The following is an 11,864-nucleotide window of genomic DNA, read 5'->3' on the forward strand; positions in this document are numbered from 1 at the left end:
AAGGTCGGCGCGTGCGTCTGACCGTCCTCCACTCCGACAAGGGGCCGAACCGGGTACGAGCGACCGACGTGGAGGTCCACGCGGGGACGTCGGTGGCGACGCTGCGCAGGGAGATCGCGCGGCTCACCGGCCGACCGGAGTGGGCCTCCCTCAGGACCACCCTGACGGCCGACGGCATCCCCGTCGACGACTCGCACCCCGCCGGCCTCACCCCGGTGCTTCCCGGTGCTGTGCTGTCCGTCGGTGCGCCCAGCGCCGTGCCGCCGGAACGGCGCGTGCTGACGTGCGGCCGCCACCTGGCGGTGGTCGCCGGACCGGACTCCGGCACTCTCCTGCCGGTCGAGCTGGCGCGCAGCACCACCGTGGGCCCCGGCGGCGAGTTGGTGGTCCGGGACGACGTCTGGCAGTCGCCGCTGCGACTGCGCGTGCGGGCGCCGCGCCGGCGCCCCTGGGGCACGCGCGCCGGACGACGGCACGGGCCCGTGGTGCTCGTGCGGACCACGGGTGACGCGGTCCTGGCGCGACCGGGGTCCGCCCGTCGCCGGCGCCTGCCCCGTCGGCGCTGGGCACGCTGGCCGGTCGGAGCCGCGGTGCACGTCGGGGTCAGCGTCCTCGAGCTGCGCGAGGTCGCCCCTCGTCCACGAGCCGGTGGACCACCGAGCCAGGGCACCGCCCCGAACGGTCCGGGACGCACCGCGGAACCGCGGGGCCGACGTGGCGGGCGGGGCGGCGGCTTCGCCGCGATGGCGGCGTCGACCGTGGGCACCACGGTGACGGGCGTGGTCCTCGCGGTCGCCGTGCACCAACCTCTGCTCGCCCTGACGAGCCTCACCGGACCGCTCCTGTGGTGGGCGAACCGACGGACGGCGGCAGCACCGGCAACCCCGGGGGACGCGGTGGACGGCCGACCGGCCGACATCCCCTCCCTGCGCCTCGCCGTCGCGCTCGGTGCACCCGGGACCGACCTGACGGTTCCGGCGCCGTGGGACGACGAGGGCTGCCTCGCGGTGGTCGGTGCCGACGAGCCCGTTCTGGCGGCGGCGCGGGCCGTCGTGCTGGGCGAGCTCGGCAGCCGTGGGAGGTGCCCCGTCACCGTCCGCGGTCGCAACGTGCCCGACTGGGCCTGGCTGGTCTGGAGCGGTGCTGCCTCCCGTGCGCTCCCCGGCAGGGGGGCGTCCGGGGCCGACTCGGACCCGTCGTCGCGGGCGCTGGTCGTGGTGGACGGCAGCGAGGACGCCACGGAGGTGACGCGGTGGCGCGCTCACGCCCCGGCGACGCAGCGGCTGCTCTGGGTGGGCAGAGGCGACGCCGCAGCGCCGGCATGGTGCCGGAACGTGCTGTCGGTGACGGCCGCCGGTTCGGCGCTCCGATCGGGTCACGGAGCTCCACGGGTCGTGCCGAGCGTGGGGGTCCGGGCCGACGTCGCGGAGACGCACGCCCGGGCACTGGCCCGTGCGACGCAGGTACCGGGTGCAACGGTCGCCGGTCCGTCGACCACCGTCGACGGCCTCCGGCTCAGCCGTTGCCCCGACACGGCTGCCCTGGTGGACCTGCCCGGGACGCCCGCGCCGGCGGCGTCGGCGGTCGCGACGGCCTGGTCGGCACCGCCGCCCGGGCTGAGGACGCCTTTCGGGGAGGGGCCGGACGGCTGCGCCGTGTGGCTGGACCTGGTCCGCGACGGACCCCACGCCGTGGTGGCCGGCACCACCGGTGCGGGGAAGTCGGAGCTGTTGACCACTCTCGTGCTCGGGCTGGCGCTCACGTACCCTCCTCGGCGCCTGGCCGTCCTCCTCGTCGACTTCAAGGGCGGCACCGGCCTGCCGGGACTGATCACTTTGCCGCACGTGGTCGGTCGGCTCTCCGACCTGGACGCCGCCGGCGCGCGGCGCGTGCTGCTCGGCCTCGGGGCGGAGCTGCGGCGCCGCGAGCGGATCGTGGCGCGCGCAGGGGTGCGTGACGTCCAGGAGCTGCAGCCCGCCGTCGGCCGCCCGGTCCCACCGCGACTGCTCGTGGTGATCGACGAGTTCCGCGCGCTGGCCGACGACCTGCCGGAGCTGGTGCCGGGCCTCGCACGGGTCGCCGCGCAGGGCCGCTCGCTCGGGGTGCACCTGGTGCTGGCGACCCAGCGCCCCGCCGGAGCAGTTCCGGCGGAGCTGCGAGCCAACGTCTCCCTCCGGGTGGCGCTCCGGGTGGTCGATGCCGCCGACTCCGTGGACCTGGTCGGTGTCGCGGACGCAGCCCGGATCGAGTCCGGCACGCCGGGCCGGTGCGTCCTCGTCCGTGGTGGCGGTGCCGCCGAGGCCGTCCAGGTCGCACGGGCTGGCGCCTCGGGCGGGCACCGCCGCGTCGAGCTCGCGAGGCCGGCCGCGGAAGCGGTCGGCGCCGGGCCGACGGAACCCACGTGGAGACCGGCAGCGCGGGACGCCGGGACGGCTCCCGACCCCGTGGCCTGCTGGGTGGCCGCGGCACAGGCCGCCGCGGCCGGCATGCCTCCTCCGGACGTCCCCTGGCTTCCCGAGCTGCCCGAGCGCGTCACCGTCGGAGACCTGGCCGCGGGCCCCGGGCTGGCGCTCGCGTTGGCAGACGTGCCGGAGGAGCAGCGTCGGACGACCGTCCGCTGGCGGCCGGACGACGGCCACCTCCTCGTGCTGGGAGGACCGCGCTCCGGGCGCAGCACGACGCTGGTCACCGTCGGCCGCCAGGCCCTGCTCGCGGGCAGGGACGTGCACGCCTTGGGCCTGCCACCGTCCGCGGTCGAAGCACTGCGAGCAGCGGTCCCGGCGGGGCTCGGCACGGCGGCCGCGGTCGGCGACGTCGTGACCGCTGCTCGGCTGCTGGATGCCCTGACGCGCGGGCTCCCGGCGTCCGAACGTCCCGTGCTCCTGGTCGACCGGCTCGACCGGGCGCTCGACGAGCTCGCCTCGGTGGCGCGTGGTGCCGGGGCGCAGCTGCTGACCTCGCTCTGGGAACGTTCCGACCCGCCGGTCTGCATGGCGGCGAGCGCGCCGGTGTCCCCGCTGAGCAGCCGGCTGCTCGGCTCGTTTCCCGACCGTCTGGTCCTGGCGGTCGCCGATCCGACCCTCGATGCGCTGGCGGGTGTGCCCTCGGCACTGAGCGCGCCGCGTCTCGCGCCAGGAAGGGCTGTCCACGTCCGCGCCGCTGGAGCCGTCCTGTGCCAGGTCGCCCTCGCCGACGACGTCCAGGCGACCCCGCCCGCACAACGGCAGGACAGCCCGCTCCGACTGTGCGCGCCGCCGAGCACCGCACCCTGGCGCGGCGTGCCGGCGCGTCTGACCGCGGACGGCCGCCTGCACGTCCCGCTCGGGCTGGGCGCGGACGGGCACGGAGTCGTCGAGGTCGACCTGACCGACGCGCTGCTGATCGTCGGGCCGGCCGGTTCCGGACGCACCACCGCTCTCGCGGGCGTCGCGAGAGCCATCGAGCACCTCGGCATCGCCACGTGCAGGGCAGCGGAGCTGCTCGAGACCGCGTCCGGCGCACCGCCGCTCCAGCTGCTCGAGAGGCTCGCCCCGGGTGGTGAGGTGGCGCTCCTCCTCGACGACCTCGACGACCTCGAGCGGACGGACGCTCACCTCGCGCTGGAGCTCGCCGAACGGCTTGGTGAGCAGCGTCGCGGGGCCGGTGCAGCGCCGCCGCTCCGCCTGGTGGCGGCGACGTCGACCGCGCACGCCGTCGCCAGCTACCGCGGGCTGGTCCCGACCATGCTGCGCTCCCGCCGCCTCGTCGTCCTCGATCCGCGGGAGCCCGGTTCCCTCGACCTGATCGGTTCGCAGGCGCGCTGGCTCGTCGACCCGGCCGGAGCACCACCTGGGCACGGGGTGCTGCGCCGGGACGGCCAGGTCGTTCCCGTGCAGCTCTGGGCACCGCACGCCGACTGAGCGACGCTCAGCGCCGCCCGTCCTGGCCGGCCGGCGTGCGCGGCGGGCTCGTACGGTCGGTCCAGGACACGACGGACCGCGGCAGCAGGCACGCGACCACCAAGACCCCGAGAGCGGCCCCGACCGCGGGCCACGGCGCCGGCGCGGTGCGCCATGAAGCCACCGCCATGGCGACGACCAGCACGTGCACGGTGATCACCGGGCTGCGCGCCCACCGCCGCCCGGCCAGCAGCGCCCGACCGGCGGCGGCGAGCACCGCAGCCAGACCTGCCGCGAGGACGGCGAGCGCCACCGATGCGGCAGCGAGCTGGGTCCCGCGCACGAGGACCACGAGCAGAGCGACCACGGCGGCCGCCGCGGCGAGCGCCTCCACCCAGACGGCCACCACCACCGCCCACACCAGCCGGGGCCTGCCGGCGACCTCGTCGGGCTGCCGCGGGCTACCACGTCCCGACGGCGAAGACCCGGAGGGCGACCCCGTCGAGCGGGTGCTGGAGGAGGGTGGCACGGCGACGACCCTACGGCCCCGGGGGCCGTATAGCAGATCCCGGACGTGACGATGACCAGACCGTCACCAGAATGCCTAGGTCCTTTGTCCTACGTTCACCGGCCGGCAACCTTCGCCCACCGGGGTGACCTGGCCCACATCGCCTCGACGCCAGGGCCGCGCCGCGTGCGATCACCGCGGCACCCCTGGTCAGCGCCCTGATTCGGCAATTCATGGGCTGACCTGGACGAACGTCCGGACATACCCCCACCCGGTGGCGTCCGGTCCGCTCAGCACGTGCACAGGTGTGACGAACGCCTCACTCGTCACGGGTCGAAACGTTCCCGTAACCCTTGTGCGGGCCCGCCGCGGATGTGAACCTTGACGCAGCAAGTCATCCCACCCCCACTTTCTCGCGGCCGTCCGCCATGCCCCCGACCGGGCAGCCGGGCCGTCGTGTGCCAAGGAGATGTCATGGACTGGCGCCACCGCGCAGCGTGCCTCGACGAGGACCCCGAGCTCTTCTTCCCGATCGGCAACACCGGCCCCGCGCTCGTGCAGATCGAGGAGGCCAAGGCGGTCTGTCGTCGCTGCGAGGTCGTAGACACCTGCCTGAAGTGGGCGATCGAGACCGGTCAGGACGCCGGTGTCTGGGGCGGCCTGTCCGAGGACGAGCGTCGGGCCCTCAAGCGCCGCACCGCACGCCAGCGCCGCGCCGGCTGAGCTGAGCGCAGTACCCGAGCAGCCCGCCCGCGTCGGCGTCCCGCGCGGACCGACCGCGATCGGCCGCTGCTCCGCACCCGATCGAGCCTCAGGACCGGCCGCCGACTGGCGAGCCGGTCCTGCTGCTCTCGGGGGAGCACCGCAGATCAGGCCACGGTGGCCGCATCCCGGTTGACCCGCAGCCGAGCCTCGAGCTCGACGCTGGTGCCGCCGCCGGGCCGCGGACGCCACGCGATCGACCCCCGCAGCTCGTTCCGCACCAGCGTCGAGACGATCTGGGTACCGAGCCCGCTGCCGGCTCCCTTCTCGCTCGGGACGCCGGCACCGTCATCGGCAACCGTCACGTGCAGCAGATCCCCCGCCCGCTCGGCGGTGATCTCGACGGTCCCGGCCGCGCGTCCGCTGAACCCGTGCTCGACGGCGTTGGTCACCAGCTCGGTCAGCACCAGAGCGAGCGCCGTGGCGTCCTCGGCCCGCACCAGGCCGAAGGACCCGTGCACCCGCGTCCGTACGTGTGCGCCGTCCTGAGTGGCCACGTCGGCGGCCAGCCGCAGGCTGCGCCCGATCAGGTCGTCGAACGGCACCGTCTCGTCGAGGGTCTGGGACAGCGTCTCGTGCACCAGAGCGATGGTGGCGACCCGGCGCTCCGCCTCGCCGAGGGCCTCGCGCGCCTCGTCGCTGCCCACCCGCCGCGACTGCAGCCGCAGCAGCGCCGCGACGGTCTGCAGGTTGTTCTTCACCCGGTGGTGGATCTCCCGGATCGTCGCGTCCTTGGTGATCAGCTCCCGTTCCCGGCGGCGGAGCTCGGAGACGTCCCGGCAGAGGAGCACCGCGCCGACACGCTCGGTCCCCTCCGTGAGGGGCACCGCACGCAAGGACAGCGCGACGCCCCGCGTCTCGACGTCGACGCGCCACGGCGCCCGGCCCATCAGCACCAGCGGCAGCGACTCGTCGACCGTGGCGTCGGTGTCGAGCAGGTCGGTGGTCACCTCGATCAGGGAGCGTCCGACGAGGTCCCCCAGGGCGCCCAGCCGGTGGAAGCACGAGAGCGCGTTCGGGCTGGCGTAGAGCACCTCTCCCTCGCCGTTGAGCCGCACGAGGCCGTCGGCCACGCGAGGAGCGCCTCGGCGAGGCCCGGTCGGCGCATCCGCAGCGGGGAACTCGCCCCGCGCCACCATCCCGAGCAGGTCGTCGGCGGCCTCGACGAAGTTGAGCTCGAGCCGGCTCGGTGTCCGCGCGCCGCCCAGGTTGGTCTGGCGGGCCAGCACCGCGACGGCCCGTCCCTTGCGGACCACCGGCACGGCTTCTTCCCGCACGGCGTACTCGCCGAACCAGCGAGGCTCGCGCGACCGCTGCGACCGCTGCTCGTCCAGGGCCCGGAGAAGCTGCGCCCGCTGCCCCTCGGGCACCAGGGAGCCGACCACGTCGTCGTAGTGCACCGTCGCTGCCGTCGACGGGCGCACCTGCGCGACCGCCACGAAGTCGCCGTCGACGGTGGGCAGCCACAGCACCAGGTCCGCGAAGGCCAGGTCGGAGATCACCTGCCAGTCCCCGACCAGCAGGTGCAGCCACTCCAGGTCGGCCGGTTCCAGGCTGCCGTACCGGTCGGCGAGCGTGCTCAGGGTTGACACCGGACCAGGGTAGGCGGCGAACGACCCGCCGCCGTGACCCGCGGCGGGATACCCTCACCCTCACCGACAAGCGCCCAGCGTCCCGCGGGCGCGGGTGGTGACGGACCCCCTGCGAGGAGGCTCACCGTGCAGCTGCGCGTGACCCTGGACCTGCCCACCGACCTCGCCGGCGCGGGTCGGATGCTCGCAGACCCCGGCTACGTGCGCGCCAAGGTCGCCGCGACCGGGGACCCTGACGGCGAGGTGGTGGTGGCCGGCTCGCCGGCGGACGGGTTCACGGTCACGACGCGACGCTCGCTGCCGACGGACCAGATCCCGGCGCAGCTGCGGTCCTTCGTCGGGGCGCGGATCGACGTGCGACAGGTCGAGGCGTGGGACGAGCCCGACGAGGACGGTCGCCACGGCACCGTGGTGGTCGAGGTCGTCGGTGCGCCGGTGCGGCTGACGGGCCGTACCAGCCTGCGTGCCGTGACTCCGTACAGCTGCACGCTGACCTACGACGGTGAGCTGCGCGCCGCGGTGCCGCTGTTCGGCGCCGCGGTCGAGAAGGCGGCGGCAGGCGCCGTCCGGGACGCGCTCGTGGCCGAGCAGGCCGTCGCCGCCCAGTGGCTGGCGGAGAACGCCCACTAGGGCGGACGAGGCGGCGAACCCGCCGGCCTCAGCTCGAGGCCCGGACCACGAGGGTCGCCGGGAACACCTCGGGCTCCCGGGGCGGTCCGCCCGCGAGCAGGTCGAGCAGCCGCTCGCCGGCGGCCCGCGCCATCGCCACCGCGGGCTGCACGACCGTCGTCAACGGCGGGTGCGCCGTGGCCGCCACCCCCAGGTCGTCGTACCCGACGACCGCCACGTCCTCCGGCACACGCTTCCCGCGCGCGGCCAGCGCGGCCATCGCCCCGACGGCGATGAGGTCCGAGGCGGCCACGATGCCGTCGACGTCCGGGTGCTCGTCCAGGAGCCGGTGCGTGGCCGCCTGCCCGCCCGCGAGCGTGAAGTCGGTGTGCACGATCGCGTCCACCGGCCGACCCTTCTCGGTCAGCGCGTGCCGCCAGCCCGCGAGCCGGTCGATGCCGGCCGACATGTCCGGCGGTCCGGCGATCGTCGCGATGCGCCGCCGGCCGGTGTCGATCAGGTGGCGGGTCGCCTGGACCGCACCGTCGACGTTGTCCGTGTCGACGTACTGCTCGAGCCCGGAAGAGGCGCCGACCAGCGGCCGGCCCACGAACACGAGCGGTTGGGGCAGCTGCGCCAGGACGGGATCGAGGTCTCCCCCGCGGTGGTGGGAGACCACGATCGCGCCGTCGACGTGACCGCCCTGCAGGAACCGCAGCGTCCGCTCCGACTGCCCGGGTCGCGCGATCACCAGCACCACCTGCACGTCGGAGTCGGCGAGCGAGCTCGACAGCCCTTGGAGCACGGCCAGCACGAACGGGTCCGACAGGGCCAGCTCGTCCGGCTCGGGCACCACCAGCGCGATCGAGTCGGTGCGACGCGTCACCAACGACCGTGCCGCACGGTTCGGCGAGTAGCCGAGGTCGAGCACGGCGGCGTTGACCGCGGCCAGGGCCGCGGGCGAGACGCGATCACCGCCGTTGATCGCCCGCGACGCCGTGGACCGGGAGACGCCTGCCCGTGCCGCGACCTCCTCGAGGGTGGGAGGGACCACGGCGACCCCACCGTGCTGGTGCGTCTGGCGGGGCCGCTCGTCCCTCAGCCGCACGGTGCTCAGCCCTTCACCGCTCCCTGCATGATGCCCGACACCAGCTGGCGACCGGCCAGGATGAACATCACGAGCAACGGGAGCACGGAGACGAACACACCGGCCATCACCTGCGAGTAGTCGGCGTAGTAGTGGGCCTGGAGCATCTTCAGCGCCACTGGCAGCGTGGTCCGTCCTGGCACCGCACCGAGCACGACCAGGGGCCAGAAGTAGTTCGTCCAGTTGGCGACGAACGCGAACAGGCCGAGCATCGTGGCAGCCGGACGAGCCGCGGGGAGCGCGATCGACCAGAACGTGCGGAACATCGAGGCACCGTCGACGCGGGCGGCCTCGATCAGCTCGTACGGCAGCGCGCCCTCGAGGTACTGGGTCATCCAGAACACGCCGAACGCCGTGACGAGCGCCGGCAGGATGACCGCCGGCAGCTTGCCGATGAGGTGCAGCTGCTTCATCACCAGGAACAGCGGGACCACACCGAGCTGGGTGGGGATCGCCGTGGTGGCGATGACGAAGACCAGCAGCGGACCACGGCCGCGGAACCGGAGCTTGGCGAACGAGTAGCCGGCCAGGGTGGAGAACAGCACCACGGACACGGCCGTGACGGTCGACACGATGATCGAGTTCACCAGCGCGGGCCAGAAGCCGATGTCGGAGTTGATGACCGACAGCATGTTCTCGAACAGGTGCGACCCCGGGACCAGCGACGGGATCGGGTGCCGCGCCACGTCCTCCTTGGTGGAGGAGGCGATCAGGAACGCGTAGTACAGCGGGTAGATCGCGATCAGCAGCACGATCGTGAGGATCGTGTAGGTCAGCCAGCGCGGCCGGCGCTCGGCCCCGGAGCCTCGGTGGTTCTGGCGACGAGCCGCCGCCCTGGCCGCACCACGGCCGGCGAACTGCTCGATCGAGGGGATGGAGGGCGCGCTCATGACCGGACCTTCCGTGCCCGGCGCACGGCACCGGAGTCGGACGCGATCCGGTTGGTGAACCAGTAGTTCACCAGGGAGATCGCGAGGATGACGAGGAACAGCAACCACGCGACCGCAGCCGACCGCCCCAGGTTGTTCTGGCTGCCCCAGCCCAGCTGGTACAGGTACATGGTCACCGTGACGAACTGGCCGTCGGCGCCGCCCGCGGTGGTCGCCGAGTTCTGCTGGTCGAACATCGTCGGCTCGTCGAAGATCTGCAGACCGCCGATGGTCGACGTGATGATGACGAAGATCAGCGTCGGCCGGATCATCGGGATCGTCACCGAGAAGAACTGCCGGACCCGCGAGGCGCCGTCGATGATGGCTGCCTCGAAGATGTCGTTGGGGATGGCCTGCATCGCCGCCAGGATGACCAGCGTGTTGTACCCGGTCCACCGGTAGTTGACCATGTTGGCGATCGCCAGGTGGCTCGCCAGCACGTTGGAGTGCCAGCCGACGGGGCTGATGCCGACCTTGGCGAGGATCGCGTTCATCATGCCGGACTGGTCGGAGAAGATCTGGCCGAAGATCATCGCGACGGCGACCGGCGCGACCACGTAGGGCACCAGGACGCCCATCCGCCAGAACGTGCGCGCCCGCAGGTTCGCGTTGAGCACCGCGGCGATGACCAGGGCGATGATGATCTGCGGGATCGTCGACAGCGCGAAGATGCTGAACGTGTTCCGCAGCGCCTTCCAGAAGAAGGGCTGGTGCAGCACGTCGACGTAGTTCTTGAGCCCGACGAAAGGCCCCTCACCCGTCAGCAGGTTCCACTTGTGGAGCGAGACGACGGCCGTGTACAGCAGCGGGAACAGGCCGGTGATGGCGAACAGGACGAAGAACGGCGAGATGTACAGGTAGGGCGACACCTTGACGTCCCAGCGGCCGAGCCGCTGACGCATGCCGATCCGGCGGCGAGGCCGTACGTCGCGCGGGCGCGTCGGCAACTCAGTGATGGTGACCATGGGGACAACTCCTCGTCCGACTTGACTGCGGGTGCACGGGCGACCAGCGGGGTCGGGACGGCGACGCCCCGACCCCGCTGGTCATGCCGTTGTCAGCCGAGCTGCTTGACGGCGTCGAGGAACTTCTGCCACGAAGCCGCGGCGTTGTCCGTCTTGTCGACGTCGACCCGGGTCAGCGCCTTGCCGAACTGGTCGTTGATGTCGAAGTAGTGCGAACCGCGGTACGGCTGCTTCGAGACGGCCGAGAACCGGTTGGAGAAGATCTGGCCGGTCGGGGCGTTGTTGAAGTAGGTGTCCGTCTTGGCGGTGACCGTGGCGTCCTTGACGGCGTCGGTCTGGCTCGGGAAGTTGCCGAACTTGACGAACACCTTCGCGGCCTGGGCCGGGGCGGTCAGCCAGTCGGCGAGCGCCTTGGCCTCGGTGACGTTCTTGCCCTTGGCCGGGACCAGCAGGAACGAGCCGCCCCAGTTGGAGGAACCGCCGGGCAGGACGTCGGCGATGTCCCAGTTCTTCTGGTCGGGGGCGTCACCGGCGATGATCTGCGTCATCCACGCGGGGCACATGACGGTGGCGAACTTGTCGGACGCGAAGGCCTTCGTCCAGTCGTCGGTCCACTGCGCGAGGTGCGCGGACTGGTCGGTGTGCGACGTCAGCATGGTGAAGACCTTGCTGGCGTTCGAGTCCGACTTGCCGACGGTGATGGAGTCGTCCGACTTGGACTCGAAGGGCTCGGCCTGCTGGTTGTTGGCCACCTGGGCGAGGGCGCCCAGGGAGTCGAACCACGCGGCACCGGTGTTGGCGGCCATGAACTTCTGGCCGGTGGCGAAGTACTGGTCCCACGTCGCGCTCGAGCCGCCGAGCAGCGTGGCGACCTGGGCGCGGTCGGTCGGCAGGCCGGCCTTCTGGAACAGGTCCTTGCGGTAGCAGACGCCCTGCGGGCCGGAGTCGGTGCCGAGGCCGATCAGCTTGCCGGACGCGTCGGTGGCCTGAGCCATCTTCCAGTCGGGCCAGCGCTTGGCGTTGTCCGTCGTCTTGACGTCGGCGAAGAAGTCGGAGGACTTCAGCAGCTCGGGCATCCAGTCGACGTCCGCGGCGACGATGTCGTCGGTCACGGTGCTCGTCGCGATCGCGTTCTTGACCGAGGCGCGCGCGTCGTCGGACTTGGCCGCCTTGTCGCTGACGATCGTGACGTTCGGGTGGTCCTTCATGTACTCGGTGAAGAGGTCGGCGTAGCCGAACTCGTTGAAGGTCTGCACCTTCAGGGTGACCTTGCCGCCGGACGACGCCGTGCTCGCGCTGTTGCTGCTGCTGCCCGTCGAGCATCCGGTCACCGCCAGGGCGATGCCGGTCAGGCCTGCGGCCGCGGCCCACACCGTGCGTGACTTGTGCACTGCTGACTCCCTCGTCGTCTTGACGGCAGCTCTGCCGTCAACCGGTCGTCGTCCGCACCACCCGGCGCGGACGAGGGCTGATG

At 72.9% G+C, this 11,864-nt stretch carries 9 protein-coding genes; 3 read left to right on the top strand and 6 right to left on the bottom strand.

The features are described from left to right. Window positions 1–11: 11 nt before the first annotated feature. A complete protein-coding gene (locus N0B34_RS01030) occupies window positions 12–3,899 on the top strand; it encodes an FtsK/SpoIIIE domain-containing protein (protein WP_263729325.1) in 3,888 nt (1,295 codons plus the stop codon). A gap of 7 nt (window positions 3,900–3,906) precedes the next feature. Here N0B34_RS01030 and N0B34_RS01035 read toward each other — a convergent pair whose 3' ends face one another. After that, entirely contained in the window at window positions 3,907–4,407 is a 501-nt protein-coding gene (locus tag N0B34_RS01035; protein ID WP_263729326.1) for a hypothetical protein, read from the bottom strand. Between the two features lie 453 nt (window positions 4,408–4,860). Here N0B34_RS01035 and N0B34_RS01040 point away from each other — a divergent pair, with 453 nt between their 5' ends. Further along, window positions 4,861–5,109, top strand: coding sequence for a WhiB family transcriptional regulator (locus N0B34_RS01040; protein WP_263729327.1), 249 nt, complete (start codon window positions 4,861–4,863; stop codon window positions 5,107–5,109). Between the two features lie 146 nt (window positions 5,110–5,255). Here N0B34_RS01040 and N0B34_RS01045 read toward each other — a convergent pair whose 3' ends face one another. Beyond that, the gene (locus tag N0B34_RS01045; protein WP_263729328.1) at window positions 5,256–6,740 is read right to left on the bottom strand and encodes a sensor histidine kinase; all 1,485 of its coding nucleotides are present in this window, start codon (window positions 6,738–6,740) and stop codon (window positions 5,256–5,258) included. Between the two features lie 126 nt (window positions 6,741–6,866). On the opposite strand from N0B34_RS01045, the gene N0B34_RS01050 reads away from it, so the two are divergent. Continuing rightward, the gene (locus N0B34_RS01050) at window positions 6,867–7,370 is read left to right on the top strand and encodes a DUF2505 domain-containing protein (protein WP_263729329.1); all 504 of its coding nucleotides are present in this window, start codon (window positions 6,867–6,869) and stop codon (window positions 7,368–7,370) included. Window positions 7,371–7,398: 28 nt separating this feature from the next. On the opposite strand, the gene N0B34_RS01055 is transcribed toward N0B34_RS01050, so the two are convergent. The 4 genes from N0B34_RS01055 to N0B34_RS01070 form a co-directional block, all read right to left on the bottom strand. Then, window positions 7,399–8,403, bottom strand: a complete 1,005-nt coding sequence (locus tag N0B34_RS01055) for a LacI family DNA-binding transcriptional regulator (RefSeq protein ID WP_263729330.1) — start codon at window positions 8,401–8,403, stop codon at window positions 7,399–7,401. A gap of 59 nt (window positions 8,404–8,462) precedes the next feature. Then, window positions 8,463–9,386, bottom strand: a complete 924-nt coding sequence (locus N0B34_RS01060; RefSeq protein WP_263729332.1) for a carbohydrate ABC transporter permease — start codon at window positions 9,384–9,386, stop codon at window positions 8,463–8,465. Further along, window positions 9,383–10,390, bottom strand: a complete 1,008-nt coding sequence (locus N0B34_RS01065; RefSeq protein ID WP_263729334.1) for a carbohydrate ABC transporter permease — start codon at window positions 10,388–10,390, stop codon at window positions 9,383–9,385. The genes N0B34_RS01060 and N0B34_RS01065 overlap by 4 nt, the downstream gene beginning before the upstream one ends. A 92-nt stretch (window positions 10,391–10,482) precedes the next feature. Next, window positions 10,483–11,781 carry an ABC transporter substrate-binding protein gene (locus N0B34_RS01070; RefSeq protein ID WP_263729336.1) on the bottom strand — a complete coding sequence of 433 codons (1,299 nt, stop codon included), beginning with the start codon at window positions 11,779–11,781 and terminating at the stop codon, window positions 10,483–10,485. Between the last annotated feature and the right edge of the window lie 83 nt (window positions 11,782–11,864).

Source organism: Cellulomonas sp. SG140, from assembly GCF_025770785.1.
Classification (GTDB): Bacteria; Actinomycetota; Actinomycetes; order Actinomycetales; family Cellulomonadaceae; genus Cellulomonas.